18 protein-coding genes and 1 tRNA gene are annotated in these 23,086 nt (G+C 57.8%); 9 read left to right on the top strand and 10 right to left on the bottom strand.

Annotated elements, in window-relative coordinates:
• Window positions 1-44: 44 nt before the first annotated feature.
• The 4 genes from QWY83_RS11535 to QWY83_RS11520 all read right to left on the bottom strand — a co-directional run bounded on the left by QWY83_RS11535 (window position 45) and on the right by QWY83_RS11520 (window position 6,206).
• The gene (locus QWY83_RS11535) at window positions 45-3,509 is read right to left on the bottom strand and encodes an Ig-like domain-containing protein (protein WP_249945774.1); all 3,465 of its coding nucleotides are present in this window, start codon (window positions 3,507-3,509) and stop codon (window positions 45-47) included.
• A gap of 141 nt (window positions 3,510-3,650) precedes the next feature.
• The gene (locus tag QWY83_RS11530) at window positions 3,651-4,481 is read right to left on the bottom strand and encodes a YihY/virulence factor BrkB family protein (protein WP_249945775.1); all 831 of its coding nucleotides are present in this window, start codon (window positions 4,479-4,481) and stop codon (window positions 3,651-3,653) included.
• Window positions 4,482-4,520: 39 nt separating this feature from the next.
• On the bottom strand, window positions 4,521-5,759 hold the full coding sequence (locus QWY83_RS11525) for an ROK family transcriptional regulator (RefSeq protein ID WP_249945776.1): 1,239 nt from the start codon (window positions 5,757-5,759) through the stop codon (window positions 4,521-4,523).
• An 18-nt stretch (window positions 5,760-5,777) separates the two neighbouring features.
• Window positions 5,778-6,206, bottom strand: a complete 429-nt coding sequence (locus QWY83_RS11520; RefSeq protein ID WP_249945777.1) for an RbsD/FucU family protein — start codon at window positions 6,204-6,206, stop codon at window positions 5,778-5,780.
• A gap of 197 nt (window positions 6,207-6,403) precedes the next feature.
• Here QWY83_RS11520 and QWY83_RS11515 point away from each other — a divergent pair, with 197 nt between their 5' ends.
• From QWY83_RS11515 to QWY83_RS11495, 5 genes are all read left to right on the top strand, one after another.
• Window positions 6,404-7,423: a substrate-binding domain-containing protein gene (locus QWY83_RS11515; protein ID WP_105235623.1), complete on the top strand. Its 1,020-nt coding sequence runs from the start codon at window positions 6,404-6,406 to the stop codon at window positions 7,421-7,423.
• A 98-nt stretch (window positions 7,424-7,521) separates the two neighbouring features.
• Entirely contained in the window at window positions 7,522-8,601 is a 1,080-nt protein-coding gene (locus tag QWY83_RS11510; RefSeq protein ID WP_105235624.1) for an ABC transporter permease, read from the top strand.
• A complete protein-coding gene (locus QWY83_RS11505; RefSeq protein WP_249945778.1) occupies window positions 8,598-9,383 on the top strand; it encodes an ATP-binding cassette domain-containing protein in 786 nt (261 codons plus the stop codon). The genes QWY83_RS11510 and QWY83_RS11505 overlap by 4 nt, the downstream gene beginning before the upstream one ends.
• Window positions 9,384-10,034 carry a nucleoside/nucleotide kinase family protein gene (locus tag QWY83_RS11500; protein WP_249945779.1) on the top strand — a complete coding sequence of 217 codons (651 nt, stop codon included), beginning with the start codon at window positions 9,384-9,386 and terminating at the stop codon, window positions 10,032-10,034.
• A gap of 98 nt (window positions 10,035-10,132) precedes the next feature.
• Window positions 10,133-11,764 carry an alpha-D-glucose phosphate-specific phosphoglucomutase gene (locus QWY83_RS11495; RefSeq protein WP_249945780.1) on the top strand — a complete coding sequence of 544 codons (1,632 nt, stop codon included), beginning with the start codon at window positions 10,133-10,135 and terminating at the stop codon, window positions 11,762-11,764.
• On the opposite strand, the gene QWY83_RS11490 is transcribed toward QWY83_RS11495, so the two are convergent.
• Both QWY83_RS11490 and QWY83_RS11485 read right to left on the bottom strand, forming a co-directional pair.
• A complete protein-coding gene (locus QWY83_RS11490; protein ID WP_249945781.1) occupies window positions 11,757-12,017 on the bottom strand; it encodes a hypothetical protein in 261 nt (86 codons plus the stop codon). The genes QWY83_RS11495 and QWY83_RS11490 overlap by 8 nt on opposite strands.
• 165 nt (window positions 12,018-12,182) lie before the next feature.
• Complete coding sequence (locus QWY83_RS11485; RefSeq protein WP_249945782.1) at window positions 12,183-13,439, bottom strand: MGH1-like glycoside hydrolase domain-containing protein; 1,257 nt, start codon at window positions 13,437-13,439, stop codon at window positions 12,183-12,185.
• Window positions 13,440-13,851: 412 nt separating this feature from the next.
• On the opposite strand from QWY83_RS11485, the gene QWY83_RS11480 reads away from it, so the two are divergent.
• From QWY83_RS11480 to QWY83_RS11470, 3 genes are all read left to right on the top strand, one after another.
• Window positions 13,852-14,736: an MBL fold metallo-hydrolase gene (locus QWY83_RS11480; protein ID WP_249945783.1), complete on the top strand. Its 885-nt coding sequence runs from the start codon at window positions 13,852-13,854 to the stop codon at window positions 14,734-14,736.
• A gap of 39 nt (window positions 14,737-14,775) precedes the next feature.
• On the top strand, window positions 14,776-16,449 hold the full coding sequence (locus tag QWY83_RS11475) for a bifunctional protein tyrosine phosphatase family protein/NAD(P)/FAD-dependent oxidoreductase (protein WP_249945784.1): 1,674 nt from the start codon (window positions 14,776-14,778) through the stop codon (window positions 16,447-16,449).
• A 96-nt stretch (window positions 16,450-16,545) separates the two neighbouring features.
• The gene (locus QWY83_RS11470; protein ID WP_105235631.1) at window positions 16,546-18,285 is read left to right on the top strand and encodes a SulP family inorganic anion transporter; all 1,740 of its coding nucleotides are present in this window, start codon (window positions 16,546-16,548) and stop codon (window positions 18,283-18,285) included.
• 109 nt (window positions 18,286-18,394) lie between these two features.
• Here the strand turns inward: QWY83_RS11470 and QWY83_RS11465 are convergent.
• From QWY83_RS11465 to QWY83_RS11455, 3 genes are all read right to left on the bottom strand, one after another.
• Window positions 18,395-18,480 (bottom strand) — tRNA-Leu (locus tag QWY83_RS11465).
• A 70-nt stretch (window positions 18,481-18,550) separates the two neighbouring features.
• Window positions 18,551-19,036 carry an Lrp/AsnC family transcriptional regulator gene (locus tag QWY83_RS11460; RefSeq protein ID WP_067549763.1) on the bottom strand — a complete coding sequence of 162 codons (486 nt, stop codon included), beginning with the start codon at window positions 19,034-19,036 and terminating at the stop codon, window positions 18,551-18,553.
• A 267-nt stretch (window positions 19,037-19,303) separates the two neighbouring features.
• On the bottom strand, window positions 19,304-20,098 hold the full coding sequence (locus QWY83_RS11455; protein ID WP_249945785.1) for an inositol monophosphatase family protein: 795 nt from the start codon (window positions 20,096-20,098) through the stop codon (window positions 19,304-19,306).
• 150 nt (window positions 20,099-20,248) lie between these two features.
• Between QWY83_RS11455 and QWY83_RS11450 the strand changes: the two genes are divergently transcribed.
• Window positions 20,249-22,216, top strand: coding sequence for a putative bifunctional diguanylate cyclase/phosphodiesterase (locus QWY83_RS11450; RefSeq protein WP_249945786.1), 1,968 nt, complete (start codon window positions 20,249-20,251; stop codon window positions 22,214-22,216).
• Here QWY83_RS11450 and QWY83_RS11445 read toward each other — a convergent pair.
• Complete coding sequence (locus tag QWY83_RS11445; protein ID WP_249946234.1) at window positions 22,170-23,084, bottom strand: LysR family transcriptional regulator; 915 nt, start codon at window positions 23,082-23,084, stop codon at window positions 22,170-22,172. The genes QWY83_RS11450 and QWY83_RS11445 overlap by 47 nt on opposite strands.
• Between the last annotated feature and the right edge of the window lie 2 nt (window positions 23,085-23,086).

Here is a 23,086-nt window from a genome sequence, read left to right as displayed (position 1 = left end):
TAACCTCATGGATCGGGCCACCCGTAGGGCAGCCCGTATCGGGATTAGATGATGACGTTGACGCCATCCTCGATGTAGAGCGTGTGGTTGCCGCCCAGCGTGTAGACGTGGAAGTCCGTGCCATCGACCGTCTCAACACCGCCTGCAACTGCGCCATTGATCGTGACCGTGTCGTCGGAACCGCCATGAATGGTCAGCTCGTTCGAGCCTTTGGTCAGGTCTTCAATGTCGGATGCGGTCAGGGTCAGATCGCCATCCTCTGCAAAGCTGAGGTCAATCGCGCCAAAGTCGAAGTTATCGAGCAGCGGGTTCGCGATATCGACAACACCGCTGGATGCCTCATCGAGAACAACCAAGGTCGATGTTTCGTTACCAGCGTCATCCGTTGCAGACACAACGAGGTTCGTTTCATCCGCAATCGGCGTATCGAAATCGAGCCAGCCCGACATCGTCTGCGACGGCGTGAAGGTCAGCGGAGCCGCATGTTGACCGTCGGTCACATCGTAAAGTTCGATGTTCGCCGCATCGTCCGACACGATGATCGCCTCGATGCCTTGGCCGCTGACGATCTTGTGGTCAACGGTAGCGGCATCTGGACCGATGGTGTCGATTTCAACCACTTGAGTGGTTTCGCGGACGTTGCCAACCGCGTCGGTCGCCTTGATCGTGACATCGGCCGAATAGTCGCCCGAGCGGATTTCGTCTGCGTCAAAGGTCACTTCCCACGAACCGTCACGGCCTACGTTGGCCACACGGGTCATGCCGTCAAAGGTGACAAGAACCGTCGAACCCACCTCAACCGTGCCCGTCAGGGTGATCCCATCCTGAAGCTCGTAAGCGTTTGCGACGTTGTCGGTTTCGGTCGCATCGGCGGTCAGCGTATTCACAATGGTATCAACGCGTACGGTGTCCGAGATGGTGCTGACGTTGCCCGCAGGGTCGGTCGCGCGGGCCACGATGGGCGCGGTGTATTCGCCGCTCGGAATTTCGCCAGCGGTGAACTCAACGTTCCACTGACCGTCAGACCCCGCATAAACGGTTTTCGTCACAGCGCTGCTGCCCGATCCAAAGGTCACGACGACCTTGGATAGAGGCTCTACCGTGCCGTTGACGTTGAACCCGTCAGAGGCTTCGTCGCCGCTGATCATGTCGTCGCCTTCGAACTGGATCGCAGCGAAGGCGTGGTTCACGACCTGAGTGTCGATGTGGACAGAGTCCGATACGGTTTTGGAGTTGCCCGCCGCATCGGTGATCGACGCAGTAATATCAGCGTCATAGGTCCCTGTCGGGATTTCCGAGGCGAGGAACTTGGACGACCATGTGCCTGCCGAATTGGCAACAACAGTGTGTGTTGCGCTGCCAAAGGTGACAGTGACCGGCAGTCCAGGTGTCGCGGTACCTGTGATGACAACGCCGTCAGCCACTTCGACCGCATTCACAACGTCGTCAATTTCAATCGGCGCAGAGGACAGCGTCAGATCGCCAGCCACGGTATCAACACGAACGCTTTCCGAGATTTTGCTGGTGTTGCCCGCCGCGTCGGTCGCAGTGATCACCAGTGCGGTGTTGTATTCACCTACAGCCAGCGTTCCCGCAGGATAAGTGACGGTCCAGCTGCCGTTTGCCGCAACGGTCGCAGGCAGCGTCACACCACCGAGGCTCACCGAAACGGTAGAGCCCGCTTCGACCATGCCGCTCGCGGTGATCTCTTGGCCTTGTTCAGAGAGGTTGACCACACCGTCGCCGCCCACTTGACCGTTCGTATGGGTCAATGTGTTGACGAAGGGGTCGAACGTCACGGAACCCGTCGTGGTTTCCACGTTGCCCGACCCATCCGTTGCAACGGCTTTCACCGTGAGGGTCGTCTCGATAGTCGGAAGCTCGCTGGCGATCCACGATGCGGACCATGATCCGTCGTTGCCCGCAGTCACGGTGCGGGTAAAGCCATTGAGCGTTACGGCGACAGAGGAGCCAGCCTCTGCCGTACCAGTGAGCGTGATGCCGTCTGAGGCTTCTGCTCCGTTTACAATCCCGTCGCCCTCAACTGCGCCAGAATTGATCCCAAGCCCCATCTCTGTATCGACATGGAACGAACCTGTGGTGGTTGCGGTGTTGCCCGCAAGATCAGTCGCAACTGCTGTAACCGTTGCGTCATAGGTGCCCTCGGGCAGATCGGTCGAGGTGAAAGTCGCCGACCACGAACCATCTTCGCCAGCCACGACCGTGTGGGTGACAGTGCCGATGGTAACAGCCACGCTTGCATTGGCTTGCGCCATGCCAGTGACGGTCACACCCGCCGCATGTTCGGATGCGTTCACCGTTCCATCGCCGCCGATGAGCGAGGTCGACATAGAGACTGACGTCTCGGTGTCGATCGCGACAGAACCGCTGATGTCAGAGGTGTTGCCATAGGCGTCGGTCACCGAAACGGTCACACCGAGGTTATATTCGCCCGTCTCAACCGCACCATCAGGCAATGTCAGGGACCATGTGCCGCCCGTGACAGTCGCCTCGTAGGCCATACCGCCCACGGTCACCATGACGGTCGAACCCGTTTCAACAGTGCCCGAAAGCGTCACGCCGCCTGCGAGTTCTTGTGCGTTGATCAAGAGATCGCCGCCGTTAGCACCCTCGTTCAAGGTCACAGTCGCGACGGTATCAACAACGATTTCAGCTGTGGTGGTCGATGTTTCGCCGCCGCTGGTGATCGTGACGGTCGCAGTTTCGGTATATTCGCCGCCTGGCAGGTCACCAGGTTGGAACACAACTTCCCAAGTGCCGTCTTCGCCAACGGTGGTGGTTTCGGTCACGCCACCTACGGTCACGGTCACTTCGCCACCTGGGGTGCCTGTGCCGCCCAGTTCGATGCCGTTGTCATAATCGTTGCTGTTCACGACGGTATCTTCGGCTGCAGCGCCCGTTTGCGCAGTCACATAAACACCCGAGCCACCGCCCGAACCGCCGCCCGTCAGACCCGTGACAATCGCCGCGCCACCAATAGCCGCAGCACCAACGCCCGCGCCTGCACCAATACCGCCGATCCCAGCCAACAGCGGGGCAGCAAGCATGCCGACCTGATCGTCCTCAACAGGATAGACTTCGTTATATCCAGCGAGCTGAACCTCGGAGCCACGGAGGAAATAGAGATCGTCGTCAGGGCTCCATTTTCCAAAGGCTTCCGCCTCGGAGTAATTCGCGTAGTAGAAACCATCGCTCACTTCGGCCAGTTCGACCTGTGCCAGAACACCGCCAGATGACAGGTAGAGGTTGTTTTCGGGGATACCTTCGGGGGTAAAGAACCCTTCGATCATGATCACGCGACCATCGATCAAAACAACCTGAAGCGCCTGCCCCTGCCGAGAATACGACTGAACCTGCGCCCTCGAAAGGTTAAGGGAAATATCTTCATCTACGGAAACGATGATCGAAGCGGCTGCGCCATCACCTGCAACATTTCCGTGCTCTATTTGGCCCGCGGAATCGCGGACTACGAACTCAATCGCCGACATAAAATACTACTCCGCCTCGGATTTCCGGCTCACGTTAGATGGAGTCCGGTTATTCTTTTGATATGAAACTATCCGAATGGATCATCAATTACTAGTGAAAAAATTTCACTATTCCCCAATTTCTACCATACGCCCCTAGTCTTAGGGGTAGGTTCGGGCGATGGCGACGTTCAACGCGCCGCCCAGCAGGACCAAATAGGCCGATAAATAAAACCACATCAGGAGCGCTACGACCGCACCGAGCGACCCATAGACCTGATTATAATTCCCGAAATTTGCGATGTAGGCCGAAAAGGCTATCGACACCAAATACCACAGGCAAACCGCGACAAAGGCTCCAACGGTGACCCAGCGGGATCGCGAAGAGGCATGAGGTCCGTAGCGATACAAAATCCCCAAAGCAGCTAAGAGGACAAAGAGTGCCACAGCCCAGCGGATCAATTCGATCAATCCGCTCCATTCATTGGCGAGCGGGACAAAGGCAATCGCGATGGGGGCCGCGACCACGACGATCAGCGCGATCAGCGCCACACCAATCATCGCCACCGTCATCACAAATGCGGTCACAGCGTGCCGAACCCCTGACCGCGTTTGCCCAGAATAGATCGCGTTCAATCCCCGCAGCATCGCGCCAACACCCGCCCGCGCGGACCAGAGCGCGATGGCAAGTGACACAAACGACGCCCACCCCAGCGTCGTAGCTCCTGCCCCAAGCAACCGATCAATCTGTGCCTCAAACAAGGTGAACACATCCGCAGGGATCACGTCCCGCAACAGGTCGAGCTGTTCGGCAATCACGACAGGGTCTGCCACGATGCCAAACATCGCGATAGACGCCGCAAAGGCAGGAAAGATCGAAAACATCCCATAAAACGCCACACCCGCAGAAATCAGGTCGAGGTCGTTTTTCCCCAGCACATCGCGGAAGGATCGCCAGATCAGAACAATGCGCGAGAGGGACAGGTCAGCCATAGGGCTAAAATGGGCCGCGGGTTGGGGCTTTGCAACCGATTAGCTGCTCTGCGACAACCCGCCCAAGGTGTTCAGCAGAAACTGGTTGAAGACAGGCGAACAGGCCGCCCCCATAGCGCGTGCGTTGCGGCCCACGGTGCCTTCGGCAATTACAGGCGGGAAAAGACCGCGCTGGTCGAGGTCTACGATATTTTCGCGCACGCGGTTGATCAGCCGTGTCCGCACTTCGGCGGGGAACGCCCCGTCGATCACCACGGCCTCAAAGTCGATCACTGCGCAAACGGTCAGTGCCGCCCGCGCAAGGTGCCGCGCTGTGTAGTCGATCCAGTTCTCGAGAACTTCGGGGAAATCGTGCCAGTCCTGAGGCGAGGCCCAGATCCGTGCGGGTTCAATCCCCTTCCGCGCCAAATCCGCCTCTAGACGATAGAGCGAGGCCACATCGATCAACTGCTTACCTTCGCCCGTGGACAGACGGATCGGCAGCGACCCGAAGGCCCCCGCATTGCCGCGTGCGCCCTCAAACACCGCATGGTTCAGAACCACACCGCCACCGATAAACGACCCAACAAAGAAGTAAGCAAAGTCACGATAAGTCCGACCGAGGCCATAAACATGCTCGGCCCGACAGGCTGCAGTCGCGTCGTTTTCGATGAACACAGGCAGATTGGTGAACTGAGCGATCTCAGACGAGAAATCCAGATCACGCCACGCCGCAATGTCGTTTGGCGGCGCACCGATGGTTTCGGACCAATTCCAAATCTCGAATGGCATCGCGATGCCGATACCCGAAATGCGATCTGCCGCTTTATCGCCCAGCGCCTCGCGGAAAGAGGCCAGCCCTGATTTCAGGAAACCAACAATCGCGTCGGGCATCGGGTAGCGATACGTCGTCTGAAGCAACTGCCGTGTCTTGCCGAGAAAGTCGGTCAAAACGAGGTCCGCACTACGGCGGCCAATCTTCATACCGATCGAATAGAGACCGTCGGGGTTCAGCCCCATCGGAATGGACGGCTTACCCACGCGGCCACGCTGCGGCGCACCCCGTTCAAGGAGGCCGTCAGATTCGAGGCTGCGCAGGATAACCGACACCGTTTGCGGCGACAGCCCTGCGCGGCGGGCAATCTCTACCCCCGGCATGGCGCCGCTGCGCTGGATCATAGAAAGAACGAGACGCTCGTTATAGTCGCGCAGCCCAGACTGATTGGACCCGCGGAACACCTGCGGATCACCAGTGGATTGGTCCTGACTTTCGTCTTGGCTACGGTCGTCGAGTTTCATGTGCTCTTTCAAAGTGGATCAGGGTTCGATGACCCCTTTTCGTAGGATCACATTCGCATAAAGCGCGGGCTCGCTCGTGGCAACAATTGTATGTGCCTGACGAATGCGCGGATACAGATCGTCGCCAGACATCGCACGTACGGCTACATCGGGGACCACAGAGGCAACCACGGCGTCAATCTCATGGTGGATCGGCGCGAATTGGGCGGGATCATTGAACTGAGCCGAACGGAAAATCGCGTCAGGCACAAAGCGATCAATCGGCATCACTGCCAGAATCGCCTTGAGCACGGGGACCAATTCCAGCCCATCCGCTCGCACGACACGGCGACCATGTTCCAGCGCAGGATAGTTTCCATCCACAATCGCGATTTCGTCACCATGACCCATGGATCGCAACGTATAAAGCAAGTCCGGCCCTAATAGCGCAGGGATACCGATAAGCATTTTAATGTCCTCTTAGACCTCTTCCCGACTTCTGAAAGTGCCGATCACATTTGGAACTGTCAATAAGTAAATAAGATTGATTTATTTATTGACGAACGCCGACGAATCGAGTTGTCTATGGGCAATCCCAGAGCGGAGGTGCGATGGGATAGAGCGGATCAACCACGGTCCGTATCTGGAATTCTTGGGAGGAAACCATGAAAAAACTTCTCGCCGGTTCGGCACTTGCTCTTGTTGCTATGTCTGGTGCGGCTATGGCCGAAAGCCATTCCGCAGGCACCCTGTGCCTCATCACCAAAAACAACACCAACCCGTTCTTCGTGAAAATGCGCGAAGGCGCAGAAGCACGCGCTAACGAGCTGGGCATGAACCTGATGGCGTTCGCTGGTGTAACCGATGGCGACGCTGCTCCGCAGATCTCCGCGATCGAAAACTGCGTTGCTGCTGGCGCAAAAGGCATCCTGATCACTGCATCGAACGACTCGGTTACTCCGGCTCTGATCGACGCACGCGCTGCTGGCGTTCTGGTTATCGCACTCGACACCCCGCTCGCTGATCCGGAAGCACAGGACATGACCTTTGCGACCGACAACTTCGAAGCTGGCCTCTTGATCGGTAAATGGGCTGCTGCAACCCTCGGTGACGACGCTGCGAACGCAAAAATCGCAATGCTCGACATCAACAAAGACAACATCTCTGTTGACGTTGCACGTGACACCGGCTTCCTCGTTGGCTTCGGCATCGAAGTTCCTGACCTGACTGTCATGGGTTCGGAAACCGACCCGCGCGTTATCGGTCACGAAACTTCGAACGCTTCGGTTGAAGGCGGCGTAACCGCGATGGAAAACCTCCTCGCTCGTGACCCCGACATCAACGTTGTTTACACCATCAACGAACCAGCTGCTGAAGGCGCATACCAGGCACTGGTTAACGCTGGCAAAGAAGAAGGCGTTCTGGTCGTTTCCGTTGACGGCGGCTGCCCAGGCGTTGAAAGCGTGAAATCTGGCGTCATCGGCGCAACCTCGCAGCAGTACCCGCTGCTGATGGCATCCAAAGGCGTTGAAGCTGTTGCAGCATTCATCGCTGACGGTTCGAAGCCGTCCGCGTCCGAAGGTCTGACCTTCTTCAACACAGGCGTAAACCTGATCACCGACAAGCCGGCAGAGGGCGTACCGTCCCTGACCAGCGCTGAAGGCCTTGAAATCTGCTGGGGCTAAGTTCCACAGTATGACTACACTGGTAAAGGGCGGCAGCGCGCCGCCCTTTATCTATCCACCGTCACGCGTTTCGTACGCAAGGGAGGGCACCGGACGAAATGAGCACCCAAACAGAACCCAAAAAACCACTTAACGAATTCGAAGCAGGTCTAGACAAAGCCGATAAGGCCGTCGCCTCCTTCGCGCAGGACGATAAGACACTTACGCACGTCCTCCGCAAATTCCTGCGGGATTACCCCACCACTATTCCGGCACTTGTCCTGATCGTCAGCATTTTGTTCTTTGGCGCATTCGCCAATAACTTCATGACGCCGGGCACGCTGTCGTTGGTTCTCAAGCAGGTGACTGTGACGGGTATCGTTGCCGTTGCTCAAACGCTGATCATTCTGACTGCAGGTATCGACCTCTCGGTTGGTGCGATCCTCGTGCTCTCGTCTATCATCATGGGCAAACTGTCCGTTGACTTCGGCCTGCCGCCATTCCTCGCCATTTCGATCGGCCTGTTCTTTGGCGGTCTGATGGGGTGGTTCAACGGTATCCTCGTGACCGTGATCAAACTGCCGCCGTTCATCGTGACGCTCGGCACGCTGTCGATCTTTACCGCGCTCAAGCTCTGGTATTCGGCATCGCAGTCGATCCGCGGCTCTGACATCCGCGAAACTGCGCCGTCACTCCTATTCTTTGGCGAACGGATATCCTTTGGCGGGTTCCAGATCACCTACGGCGTTGTCGCGCTTTTGGTTCTGGCTGGCCTCGTTTATTACATGCTCAACCACACCGCTTGGGGCCGTCACGTGATGGCAATCGGCGATGATCCAGATGCTGCGATGCTCTCTGGTATCCGCATCAACCGCACCTTGGTTTCGGTCTACGCCTTTGCTGGCCTGATCTGCGCCTTTGGTGGCTGGGCTGCTGCGGGCCGCGTTGGGTCGATCTCTCCCATCGGCTTTGACGACGTTAACCTGCAATCCATCACCGCGGTTGTGATCGGCGGCACCTCTCTGTTCGGTGGTCGCGGTTCGGTTATCGGCTCGGTTCTGGGTGCAATTATCGTGGGCGTCTTTACCACTGGCCTTTCGCTGGGTGGCGTGGACGACTACTGGCAACAATTTGCAGCGGGCTGCCTTGTTCTTGTGGCGGTCGCTCTTGACCAATGGCTGCGGAGGGCCACGAAATGACGAACGTGCAACCTATCCTATCCGCACGCGGGCTGATGAAACGCTATGGTCAGGTTGTGGCCATGAACGGCGCAGACTTCGACCTGTATCCCGGCGAAATCACCGCAGTGATCGGCGACAACGGCGCGGGCAAATCCACCTTGATCAAAGCTTTGTCGGGGGCAGTTGTTCCCGACCACGGCCAGATCTTCTTGGAAGGCAAAGAGGTCCACTTCAAACGGCCAGACGATGCGCGCAATGCGGGGATCGAAACCGTTTACCAGAACCTCGCGCTGTCGCCCGCACTGTCGATCGCTGACAACATGTTCTTGGGCCGTGAGTGGCGCAAACCGGGCGTGATGGGCAAAGTGTTCCGCAAAATGGACCACGCTCGTATGCAGGACTTCGCGCGCGATAAGCTGAACGATCTGGGCCTGATGACCATCCAGAACATCAACCAAGCGGTTGAGACCCTCTCGGGTGGTCAGCGTCAGGGTGTTGCTGTAGCACGCGCTGCGGCCTTCGGATCCAAAGTGATCATCCTCGACGAACCGACAGCGGCGCTTGGCGTTAAAGAGAGCCGTCGCGTTCTGGAACTGATCCAAGACGTGCGCTCGCGTGGCATTCCGATCATCCTGATCAGCCACAACATGCCTCACGTGTTCGAGCTTGCTGATCGCATCCACGTTCACCGCCTTGGTCAACGTTTGTGCGTGATCGACCCGAAAAAACACACCATGTCGGACGCCGTTGCCTATATGACTGGCGCAAAAGAACCGGATACGGAATTGGAACTGGCGTAAATGGCCAACTTCACCGACCTGACGAACAAAGTAAATGTGGTCCTCGATGCTATCGAGGGCCATATTGCCTCAAAGCCCCGCCTGATCGTCGCCATCACAGGCGCCCCTGCCAGCGGGAAATCCACCCTTTCCGAAGAACTCCTGCGTCGTCTGAAGATCAAAAAGATCGATGCACAGATCGTTCCGATGGACGGGTTCCACCTCGACAACCGCATCTTGGACGAGATGAACATGCGGCCCCGCAAGGGCGCGCCTGAAACGTTTGATGCTCACGGGTTTATCCAACTCATCCGCACCATCCGCGAGGGTCGCCCCGCCTATTACCCTGTCTTCGACCGTCCTCGCGACATCGCTATCGCTGGCGCGGGTCTGGTCAGCCCAGAGTGTCAAGTCGTCATCGTCGAAGGCAACTACCTGATGTTTGATGAGGACCCGTGGCGCGAACTTGCCCCGATGTGGGACCTCACCATCCGTTGGGATGTGCCTCTGCCTGAACTGCGGGGGCGTTTGATCCAGCGCTGGCTGTCGCTCAACCATTCGCGCACCAACGCCGTGCGCCGCGCCGAAGGGAACGACATCCCGAACGCCGAACGCGTGCTCGCCCATGCGTTACCCTGCGACATCACCCTGCCTGCAATAGGCGCGCTGTAGCGTTTCGGGTTGCTCCTGCCTACCAGCAGAATATTCTGTGTCCCATAGTCGCCCCCCTACGCGGGGGGCCACATTTGTTTCCAAAGGACACTGTTATAATGACCAAGATCACCGTCCCGACCCAGCCAATTGAGGGCCAAAAACCGGGGACGAGCGGGCTTCGCAAGAAAACGCGCACCTTTATGGAGCCGCATTTTCTTGAAAACTACGTGCAGGCGATTTTTGATGGGATCGGCGGCGTTGCGGGGAAAACCCTGCTCGCTGGTGGGGACGGTCGCTATTTCAATGACCGCGCGATCCAAGTCATCCTGCGTATGGCCGCGGCCAATGGCGCTGCGAAATGCGTTGTGGGGCAAGGTGGGATTTGTTCGACCCCTGCCGCGTCGAACCTCATTCGCAAATACCAGATGGACGGCGGGTTGATCCTCTCGGCCTCGCACAACCCTGGTGGCGTGGATTATGACTTCGGGCTGAAGTTCAACGGCGCAAACGGTGGCCCTGCATCAGAGGCCGTCACCGACCGCATCTATGCCATTACGCAAACCATCCGCGAATACCACATCCTAGAGGCCCAAGACGTGGACCTCAGCCGTATCGGCACCTCCACCCTCGGCGATATGCAGGTCGAGGTGATCGACCCTGTGGCTGATTATGCAGAGCTGATGCAGAGCCTCTTTGACTTTGACGCGATCCGCGCGATGTTCCAATCGGGCTTCACCATGCGGTTCGACGCGATGCACGCGGTCACAGGCCCCTACGCAAAGGCGTTGATCGAAGGGCAACTGGGTGCTGCAGCAGGAACGGTCGTGAACGGCACCCCCCTGCCCGACTTTGGCGGTGGACACCCCGACCCGAACCCAATCTGGGCGCACGAGCTGATGGCGCTGATGACGGGTCCCGATGCCCCCGATTTCGGCGCGGCCTCTGACGGCGACGGCGACCGCAACATGATCGTGGGCAAGGGGATGTTTGTCTCGCCCTCCGATAGCCTCGCTATTCTCGCGGCAAACGCGCACCTCGCCCCTGCCTATAAAGACGGGATCGCAGGGATTGCCCGTTCGATGCCAACGTCTGCCGCTGCGGATCGGGTGGCAGAACGGCTAGGTATTGAGAGTTTCGAGACACCGACAGGCTGGAAGTTCTTTGGCAACCTTCTGGACGCGGGCCGCGTCACAATTTGCGGTGAGGAAAGCGCGGGCACGGGATCGGACCACGTGCGCGAAAAGGACGGCCTCTGGGCGGTGCTCTTGTGGCTCAATATCATAGCGGTCACAGGCAAACCCGCGACGGAAATCCTGCGCGATCACTGGGCCGATTATGGCCGCAACTACTACAGCCGTCATGACTATGAAGATGTCGATGCAGACAGCGCCAATGCGGTGATGGATGGCTTGCGGGCAAAGTTCGCCACCCTCATCGGCCAGCAATTTGGCCCGCTGACCGTGAGCAGCGCGGATGAGTTCGCCTATGACGATCCCGTTGACGGCAGCCGCAGCGAACAGCAGGGCATCCGCATCGGGTTCTCATCTGGTGGGCGCGTTGTGTTCCGTTTGTCGGGCACGGGCACAGTGGGCGCGACCCTGCGGGTCTACCTCGAAGAGCTAGAGACCGACCCGACGAAACTGGACCAAGACCCCCAAGAGGCATTGGCCCATATCATCGCAGCCGCAGAGGCGATGGCAGGCATCACCACCCATACGGGCCGTGATGCCCCGAATGTAATTACTTAACCAAACGAAGCGCGGGCTGTTCGATCACCTCGCGCGACACAACTTCACCTTTGAATGCGATGACGGGATGACGCTGTGCATCCCCAATCGCACTCACGTTCACCAAGGCTTGGCTAAACGGCTTTTTGCCTGTGTTCGGACGAAAATCGTAGTTCATCACACGGATCGACGGGCGCGGTGTGCGACCGATCTTTAATTGGAAGAAATGAAACCCAACCTTACCAAGTGATACCTTTAATGACTTTTTGCGCATGACACGCTCCAATAGGTAGCAGACATGCCAAAGGTATTAATTTTTATTCGAACGTATATTCTTATTGTCTGATCAGCCCTGAAATACCCAAATTTGTGACTTTTGGAACAACAGAATTCGCGGAAAAGTCGGGACAGATAAACCACCCAAAACCCATAGGTTGCATCAGAACCGTCCCTTGGCGTGGGGAGAGGCCCATGTCAGCCAAATTGCCGCCGTCCATGTGAACTGCGGTCCACCCGCAGGGGCACCGTCGAGCGGGCTGAAATATTCCCAGAACCCATGTTCCGCGATGAGCTTTTGCGTCTGTTTGCGCAGCCGTTCGGCGTGGACCGTATGACCCGTTTCCGCGAGCCCAATCGCGATCAACGCGTTCACCATCCCCCAAACAGGCCCGCGCCAATAGCGAAGGTGGTTAAAATGCGGGTCCTCGGGATCGTTCGACGGAATGCCAAAGCCCACCTGCCCGATGATCCGATCATAATGCGCAAGCATCCGATCATCTTTGATCCCCGCAAACCAACACAGGAACGACGCGCTCGACAGCGAATTGGTAAACGTGCCCGTCCGCACATCGACTGAATCGTAGTGTCCCCGCTCTGAGTTCCAATGACGCTCCACCCCTTGCTTGAGTGTCTTGATCCAGCCTTCGATTTCATCGACGCCGTGATCCAGTTCGACCGCGATATGTAACAAATCGCGGCAAGCTCGCAGGAAAAGGAAGGTCATCCCGACATCGGCCACGCGAAATGGGCCGTGGTCGCGGATGTGGTCCTCATCATACCCACAATCGCGGTTGAATTGGACCAGCGCGAGGTAGCGGTCGTAGTCCTCTTTCTTGGGCCGCATGGCGGGGTCGACGTGATCAATGTCCCGCCGATGGTATTCGCCGACGTTCGACCCATCCACATTGGCCAGCGCCGCGTCCCAATCCACCGCATTGTCGCGCCCAGATTCCCAAGGATGCGTGATCACCACCATCCCCTCGTGCAGGCGATATTTGACGAACCAGCGATGCCACGACACCAGCCGCCCATACATCAGTTCCATATGCACGCGGCCATAGTGTTTGTCGGCCTCATAAACCGCACGCGCCATCGTCGCCGCAATCGGGGGCTGGGTGATGCCAGAGGTATGCGGCACCCGTTCGACATTCCAAATATCAGGGCCAGGGAAATAGCCGATGGCCTGTTTGTGAAAGACGATATGCGGGACCATCCCATTGTCCCATTGGCCCGTGAACAAGGTCTCGATCTCGGCCCAAGCACGACGCGGATCATGGGTGGAAAATCCCCACGCAGCAAAGGCACTGTCCCAGTTCCACTGATAAGGATACAGCCCCTTGGTCGGGACGGTGTATAAACCGCGGTCGTTTTCCTGAAGGATCTTGCGGGCTTTTTTATCGATTTTATCGTAATTCATCCGTGGTCCTTTCCCCTGTCCCGACCGTATGCGCCTGGGACCTGTGGGTTTAGTCGCCAGCCCCGAACGCGGCGACGTTTGGGCCAAAACCTGCGCAGTGCCCTTTTATTAGGCAGCTTTGCTCATCGGGGTAGCAAGGGTGGGAACAATCACCGCACGAGGATAGGTTGCCAAACGGGTCGTCAGGCAGTGACAGTCGACCTTGAAAACGCCTATCTCACTGACCCTGCGTAAAATATTTTATATTTCACATATATTTTACGACTTATGCGTCAGAACTGTTGACAAGAGGGGTGCGAGGTCGCATATACATTTCTAAATTCAAATGTATGCAGATATATACTGATCTGTGATACATCTGAGCGAAACAACCGATTGTGCCCCACCCCGCGGGCGACCGAGGAGACCAGACATGACCGATTACCCTGTAAATATGGATGTAAAACCAGAAGTTACCGCGTTTTTCGACCCTGCGACTTGGACCATTTCCTATGTGGTCAAAGACCCAGCATCGAACAAATGCGCGATTGTCGATTCCGTCATGGACATCGATTACGCCGCTGGCCGCATCACCTATGAATCGGCAGATGCGCTGATCAAACACGTCGAAGACAACGGTCTAGAGCTGGAATGGCTCCTCGAAACCCACGTCCACGCTGACCACCTCTCGGCTGCGCCTTATATCCAGAACAAACTGGGTGGCAAAATCGGCATCGGCAAGAACATCACCATCGTTCAGGACGTGTTCGGCAAGGTGTTCAACGAAGGCACCGAATTCCAGCGTGACGGTTCGCAGTTCGACGCTCTGCTCGAAGACGGCGACATCCTCGAAATCGGTGAACTGAAGCTGACCGTTATGCACACTCCGGGTCACACCCCTGCTTGCATGACCTACGTCACTGGCAACGCGGCCTTTGTGGGCGACACCCTGTTCATGCCAGACGGCGGTTCTGCTCGTGCGGACTTCCCGGGTGGTGACGCAGGCATGCTCTACGACTCGATCCAAAAGGTTCTCGCACTGCCTGACGACATGCGTCTGTTCATGTGCCACGACTACGGCCCGAACGGTCGCGACATCGAGTGGGAAACCACTGTAGGCGCAGAGAAAGAGCACAACATTCACGTCGGCGCTGGCAAAACGAAAGAGGACTTTGTCAAATTCCGCACCGAGCGTGACGCGCAACTCGACATGCCGCGCCTGATCATTCCGTCGCTGCAAGTTAACATGCGCGCAGGCGAAATCCCGACCGACAAAGACGGTCGCCCAATGCTCAAAGTACCAGTGAACGGCCTCTAAGGGCCGTTCCTTTTTATAATAAGAACGAGGGGAGACATCATGGACATCAAGGATATCAACAAACGCATCAGCGTGAGCCCACAGATCACTGCAGCCGACGTTAAGGCGATTGCAGACGCGGGCTTTCGTGCCATCATCTGTAACCGTCCCGACGGCGAAGGTGCTGACCAACCAACCTTCGAAGAGATCGACACCGCGGCTAAGGCTGCTGGTCTCGAAACGCTCTACCTGCCGATCGTATCGGGCAAGGTTGAGGACGCGGATGCTGCGAAATTCGGTGACGCCCTTGATGCGCTCCCTGGCCCTGTTTTGGCCTACTGCCGCACAGGCACACGTTCCGCGACCCTCTGGTCATTGAGCCAAGCGAAATCCCTGCCCGTCTCTGACATCCTCGCGGCAACGAAATCCGCTGGCTACGACATGGGCGGCGTTGTGCGTCGTATCGCAAACGGCGGCAAAACCCCGACCGACAACACCGACGCATCGTTTGACGTTGTGATCGTGGGCGGTGGCGCAGGCGGTATCGCAGTGGCCTCGTCGCTGAAGGCTCGCAAACCTGACCTCGACATCGCGGTGATCGACCCTGCCGACATCCACTACTACCAGCCAGGCTGGACCATGGTTGGCGCAGGCGTTTTCCACCCCCAAGAAACCGCAAAAACCATGGGCAGCCTCATTCCCAAAGGCGTCCACTGGATCAAATCGGCGGTCGCTGCTTTTGAACCCAAAGACAACGCTATCATCCTCGATGGCTGCCGCGTGGTTGGCTACAAACGCCTGATCGTTGCACCGGGCATCAAACTCGACTGGAACCGCATTGAAGGCCTCGTGGATACGCTCGGCAAAAACGGCGTGACCTCGAACTACCGCTATGACCTCGCGCCTTACACGTGGAAACTCGTGCAAGAGCTGAAAGAGGGCAAAGCGCTCTTCACCCAGCCACCGATGCCGATCAAATGTGCAGGCGCACCGCAAAAAGCGATGTATCTCTCGGGCGACCACTGGTTCAAAAACGGCGCTCTGAAAAACATCGACATCCAGTTCATGAATGCTGGCGGCGTGCTCTTTGGCGTCAAAGACTACGTGCCTGCACTGGAAAAATACGTCGAAAAATACGACGCATCGCTGAACTTCTTCCACAACCTGATCTCGATCGACGGCCCTGCGAAGAAGGCGACCTTTGCCGTTGCGAAGCCCGAAACCGAAGCCACCACGGTCACCGTCGAATTCGACATGATCCACGTGGTTCCGCCGCAGGTCGCACCTGACTTTATCCGCGTATCGCCACTGGCTGACGCTGCGGGTTGGGTTGATGTGGACCAGTCCACGCTGCGCCACAAAACCTACGACAACATCTGGTCGCTGGGCGATGTGATGAACGCTCCGAACGCGAAAACCGCTGCTGCGGCACGTGTTCAGGCGCCTGTTGTGGCTGAAAACGTCTGCGCAGACATCGACGGCAAATCGGCTGTCGCACAGTACAACGGCTACGGCTCATGCCCGCTCACCGTTGAACGCGGCAAAATCGTTCTGGCTGAATTCGGTTACGGCGGTGCGCTGCTGCCGTCCTTCCCGAAGTGGATCAACGATGGCACCAAACCATCGAAGCTGGCGTGGTGGCTCAAAGAAACTGCGCTTCCGCCGATCTACTGGAAGGCCATGCTGCGTGGCCGTGAATGGATGATCAAACCTGAAAAGGTAACCGCGAAATAACGACCTTCCTGTTCCGGTGTCCATGCCGGAGCAGAAACTGGCGGGGCCTTCGCCGGCTCCGCCGTTCTTTTTCTCTCCTCCGCCAAGGTGTTGCCCATGGCCCTCTCGCCACTCACAAAATATCTCCCGGTCCTTCAATGGGGCCGCACCTATAACAAAGAAGCCTTCCAGAACGACCTCGTCGCCGCTGTGATCGTAACGATCATGTTGGTGCCTCAGTCGCTGGCTTACGCGCTCCTCGCAGGTCTGCCCGCTGAGGCGGGTATCTACGCGTCGATCGTGCCGATCATGCTCTACTCCGTCTTTGGCACTTCACGCGCGTTGGCCGTTGGTCCTGTAGCCGTTGTGTCGCTGATGACCGCCGCCGCGATTGGCAAGGTCGCCCAATCGGGTGACATAGGATACGCCACCGCCGCGCTGACGCTGGCGTTCCTCTCTGGTGTCATGCTCTTGGGCCTTGGCCTGCTGCGGTTGGGCTGGATCGCGAACTTCCTATCCCACCCTGTGATTGCGGGCTTTATCACCGCCTCGGGCGTCCTAATCGCATCGAGCCAGATCGGCCATATCCTTGGCATCTCGATCTCGGGCCACTCGCTGCCGCATATGTTCGAAAGCCTGTTTGAGAACTTCACCAAACTGAACTTTATCACGCTCTTTATCGGCGTTGCGGCAACCGCGTTCCTGTTCTGGGTGCGCAAGGGTCTCAAACCGCTCCTCCTGTCCAAAGGCGTGCCGCCGAAACTCGCGGACGTGCTGACCAAGGCTGGCCCCGTTGCTGCCGTCGTCGTCACCACCGCTTTCGTTGCGCTGTTCCGTCTGGATAACTGGGGCGTCAAAGTGGTTGGCGAAGTCCCGCAGAGCCTGCCGCCCTTCACCATGCCCGACCTCTCGTTCGATCTGATCGGCAAACTCTTTGTCCCTGCCCTCCTAATCTCGATCATCGGCTTTGTTGAATCGATCTCGGTCGCGCAAACCCTTGCCGCAAAGAAACGCCAGCGCATCACCCCTGACCAAGAGCTGATCGGTCTGGGCGCTGCAAACATCGGTGCGGCCTTTACCGGCGGCTATCCTGTCACGGGTGGCTTTGCCCGTTCGGTTGTGAACTTTGACGCAGGTGCGGAAACCCCTGCGGCTGGTGCCTTCACCGCTATTGGCCTCGCCATTGCCGCTCTTGCCCTCACCCCGCTTCTCTACTTCCTCCCCAAGGCAACGCTCGCCGCAACGATCATCGTCGCCGTTCTGTCGCTCGTGGACTTCTCGATCCTGAAACGGTCGTGGGGCTATTCCAAACCCGACTTCTTTGCGGTGGCTGCAACCATCCTGATGACCTGGGCCTTTGGTGTGGAAACGGGCGTGTCGTCAGGTGTTGGCCTCTCGGTCCTTCTGTATCTCTTTAAAACATCGCGCCCGCACATCGCCGAAGTGGGCCTGATGGAAGGCACCGAACACTTCCGCAACATCAAACGCCATCAGGTGAAAACCGATGACCGTCTGGTGATGATGCGCGTCGATGAAAGCCTCTATTTCGCCAACGCACGCTTCCTCGAAGATTACATCTACGACCGCGTGCAGGCTGATTGTGGCATCGAACACGTGGTGCTGATGATGTCGGCGGTAAACGCCATCGACTTCTCCGCCCTCGAAAGCCTCGAGGCCATCAACGCCCGCCTCAAAGATATGGGCATCAAACTACACATGTCCGAAGTCAAAGGCCCCGTGATGGACCGCCTCCAGACCGCGCATTTCCTGCACGACATGACGGGCGAGGTATTCCTCTCGCAATACGAGGCGATGGCCAAGCTCACAGGCATGACTGCCGCCAAAGCAGCCGAATAACCAAAAGGGGCGCGACCATCCGGTTCGCGCCCTTTTTCTATGTCGAACTAGGATAACGATAGCCCGTACGGGCGGTCAGATGGTCTAGTCTGCTATGGATTTTCTGGGGTGGTACCCGCGGCCGGACTCGAACCGGCACGGCACTAAGGCCAAGAGATTTTAAGTCTCCGATGTCTACCATTCCACCACGCGGGCACGAGGGTGTTTTGCCCTGCCCCGCGCCGATGGGCAAGGGGCGAAAGGTGCAAAAGCCGCTTTGACGGAATTATCCGCCCGTTGCGACAGGACCGACGCCTTCTTCTTTGACGGCCTGCATCGCAACATAGGTCGATGTATTCGCCAAATACGGCAGGGTCGATATTTTCTCTGCCAGAACAAGCCGATAAGCCGACATCGACGCCGTGCGAACCTTGAGCAGGTAGTCGAACTGACCCGCAATCAGGTGACACTGTTCAATCTCTGGCACGCGAATGACGGCAGCGTTGAACTCGGCCAAGGCCGACTCGCGAGTGTCGGTCAGTTTCACCTCGACAAAGGCCACGTGATCGCGCCCCAAACGGATCGGGTCAAAGAGCGCGCGATAACCACGGATCAGCCCTGTTTCCTCAAGCCGCTTCAAACGCGCTTGGGTCGGGGATTTCGACAGGCCGATCCGACGCGACAGCTCGGTCACACTGATCCGCCCCTCAATCGCGACGATATCCAAAATCTTACGGTCGAATGCGTCCAGATCAGAACTATGGTGGATCATCTTGGCCTCTCTCAAAGCAATATCGCCTCAAACTCGGCGATTTTGACAGTGAATGCGCCGCGAAAGGCGAACCTTCAAGGTAAATTTACGGCAAACCCGCCTAACGAGCGGTAAATTTGGAAATTTAGCGCAAACATACGCCGCAGCCGTTCGCAACGGCATCACAAATTCCGCAAATGTCCTGCCATTTTGGGCAAAATCAGGCCATCCAACGAAAAAGGACCGCACCCTGCGGCACGGTCCTCAAATCTAACAATCGACCAGCGATTACGCTGCCGCGCCACGGATCACTTTGGCAAACGGGCCGAACATGGATTCGTTCGCGCAGATCAGGTTGCCATCCTCAAGGATGTTACCGTCTTCGTGAATCGGCTCCAGTAGGGCACCTGCTTCGCGCACAATAACGAGGCCAGCAGCGATATCCCACGGCTTCAGACGGCGTTCCCAGAAACCGTCGAAACGGCCAGCAGCGACATAGGCAAGGTCCAGAGACGCAGCGCCCAGACGACGCACACCCGAGGTCGCGGGCAGCAATTGACCGAGGTCACGCAGGGTCTGCGGCAGGTCCGTGCTACCAGCAAACGGCAGGCCCGTTGCAAAGATACCGTCGGTCAAACGGTGACGACCAGAGACGCGAATACGGGTCTCGTTCATCCATGCGCCCGACCCTTTTTCGGCATAGAACATCTCGTCTTTGACGGGATCGTAAACCACGCCCGCAACGATTTGACCCTTATGTTCAAGGGCGATCGACACAGCCCAGTGACCCAGACCGTGCAAAAAGTTGGTGGTGCCATCGAGCGGATCAACGATCCAGCGACGGGTCGGATCTTCGCCTTCGATCTCTTTGGACTCTTCTCCGAGGAAGCCATAGGTCGGACGGGCTTCCATCAATTCAGTGCGGATGATTTCCTCGGCATTGCGGTCGGCGCGAGTGACAAAGTCACCAGGCCCTTTGGTGCTGACCTGTAGCTGTTCAACTTCGGTAAAGTCTTTGAGCAAGGCGCGCCCAGCTTTACGGGCGGTCTTCATCATCACGTTCAGGTTTGCACTACCAGCCATCGGGGCCTCCGTTCACGGTCCAAGCAGCGCGTATAGGCAAATCCGATCAATCGGGCAAGGCCGCGAATGGCACTCTTTCGGGAAAAACGCACCGTTAACGATTTGTTTGGTTTTGATTGGCAACATGGGCCCAAAGGCAGGAAGAGGCCCATGATCGCGCAGAGTTTTGATAAGATCCGCTATCAAACCCGTTTTGCCATTCACGTGGCCACACGGGACATAGCCAAACGCCTCGCCTCTGCGGCGATGATGTTGGTTATATTGTGGTGGGTCGGCTACGGCACCCTGGCCCTGATCATGTCTGGCATTCTCGTCGCTTACGAGGTCGCGGCACATTGGCTTGCCCAGAAATTGCCCGAAAGGGACGAGGATATCACCGCCACCTATGTGTTCACCGTCTGGCTGGTGAACTGTAGCTCCGTCCTCTTTTACCTCGCGCCCGCGTTCCTTTTGGCAGCAGAGCCGTCGTCCGCCATGCTCCTTGCGGGGTTCTTGTGGCTCTTTGGGGTCTTTGTTCACATCACCAACACCTTCGCCGCCCTCCCGTTCTATAACTGGAGCCTGATGGCACCCTCTTTTGGCTCTGCCTTCGCGGTGTTCTGGCTCGCCAGCGAAAACGCGTTCCTCCCGTCGAGCGAGGGGGAATGGATCATCACCACGGGCATGATGGTCGTCTATATCTTCAACACGTTCGAAACCCTGCACAAACAAAAGGACACCCAGCGCGCCCTCAACGCCGCCCGCGAAGAGGCGAACGCCCGCTTGCGTGCCCTCGAACATCTGTCCCGCCATGACCCACTCACGGGCCTATTGAACCGTCGAGCGTTTGATGAAGAACTTGAACACCTCATTGCCCAGCGTCGTTTGGGCAGCGAATTGGGCGTGTTCCTCATCGACCTCGACGGGTTCAAGCCGATCAATGACACCTACAGCCACGAAGCGGGCGATCAGGTGCTTCAGGCCGTGGCGAGCCGCCTGTCCAAACTGGTCGGCGACACGGGCATCGTGGCCCGACTAGGCGGCGACGAATTTGCCATCGCATTCCGCACGATCACATCGGAAAAGGCCGCGCTGCGATTGGCCGACTATATTGCCCGCGCGATCCAAGCGCCTGTCGAATGGCACGAAAAGGAACTCCATATCTCGGCCTCGGTCGGCATCGGCCTCACACGGCACGCGGGCACTACGGTCGAAGGGCTATGTGGGGCCGCCGATCAGGCCATGTATCGCGCGAAAAACAGCTCTGGCATCTCAGCCGCGATTTACCGTGCCGACGATTTCGAACGCCGCCTATCGCTTGAGGACCGCCGCGAAATCCTCGCCGCGATGCACAGCCGCGAAATCCGCCCCTATTACCAACCCAAGGTCGACCTCGCCACGGGCCGCAGTATCGGGTTCGAGGCCCTCGCCCGCTGGATACACCCGACCAAAGGTCCCCTGCCCCCGAACCTCTTTATCCCGCAGATCAACGAACTTGGCCTGCACGGCGATTTCCTATCGCATATGGCGGGCTGCGTGCTCCACGACATCGAACAGCTTTTGGCCGAAGGCCTCGACCCAGGCGAAGTGTCGATCAACGTCCCAGAGGTCGCGCTTGCCACGCAATCTGGCCGTGCCGACCTCGACGACCTGCTCAGCCGGCATCCGAACGCCCGCCGCCACATCACGCTAGAAATCACAGAGGACGTGTTCATCGCCCGCTCTGCCGATACTATTCAGGCCAGCATCGCCCATTTCCGATCCGAAGGACTGCGCGTGTCGCTCGACGATTTCGGCACAGGCTTTGCGTCGTTCCAGCACCTGCGCCAACTTGAATTCGATGAGCTAAAGATCGACATGAGCTTTGTCGCCGACCTTGGACGCGATCCCACCGCCGAAGTTCTGATCCGTGGCTTCTTGGAAATCGCTGACGGTCTGGGCGTCTCTGTCATCGCGGAAGGCGTCGAAACGGAAGCCCAAGTCGATCACCTCCGCCGTCTGGGGTGTCGTCTGGGTCAGGGCTATCTCTTTGGCAAGGCGATGCCGATTGATGAAACCCGCATCCGCCTCTTTGCCGAGTCCAGTCGCGACCTTAGCCCCGTTGAAGTTTCACCGCCTCTTGCCGAGCCAGCCGAATAAAATGCGCAAGGTAGGGCCGCGTGTTCTCGGACTCGCGGGTCGCCGCAAACATCCGCCGTGTCACCCCGACCTGACCGTCCTTGCCCAACGGCCGCGTGACGTAATCTGACGATTGCCGCACCTGACGCACAACCCAGTCTGGCAGCACCGACACCCCACGGTTGGATGCCACGAGCATCAGGATCACCGCCGTCAATTCGACCTGCCGCACCGCCGCAGGTTCGACACGTGCGGGCGACAACAGCATCTTAAAGATATCCAACCGCGACCGATCAACGGGGTAAGTGATCAGCGTCTGCCCTTCGAAATCCTGCGCCTCGATCACTGCCTTTTGCGCGAGGGGATGATGTGACGAGGCCACAAAAACAGGATCGTAGTCAAACAGCGGGTTAAAATCGACTTCCGACTGATCCTCAGGGTCCGAGGACACCACCAAATCGACCTCTTCGCGACGCAGCGCGCTCATCGCATCAAACGAAAGGCTCGATCGGATATCGACGTCCACATCGGGCCAGACCTTGCGGAACTGTTCCAACACAGGCAGCAGCCATTCGAAACAGGCGTGACACTCCAGCGCGATATGCAGCCGTCCCGCGCGACCGTCTTGCAGACCTTCGAATTCGACCTCCAGATCGGCGAGGATCGGCAAAATCTGTTCCGCCGCCGCCAAGAGCCGCAAACCCGATGCCGACAAACGCAGAGGTTTCGCCCGACGCACGAAGAGTTCGACGCCGGCCTGATCTTCGATCCCTTTGATTTGGTGGCTCAGGGCCGATTGTGTGATGTTCAGCAAATCCGCCGCACGGGCCAACCCGCCCGTGTCATGGATTGCCTTAATCGTGCGAAGATGCCGGATCTCAATGTGCATCA

Source organism: Marivivens donghaensis (assembly GCF_030410045.1).
GTDB classification, from domain to species: Bacteria; Pseudomonadota; Alphaproteobacteria; order Rhodobacterales; family Rhodobacteraceae; genus Marivivens; species Marivivens donghaensis.
The sequence above is the reverse complement of the archived record's forward strand: the minus strand, read 5'-3'. Positions and strand labels throughout refer to the sequence as shown.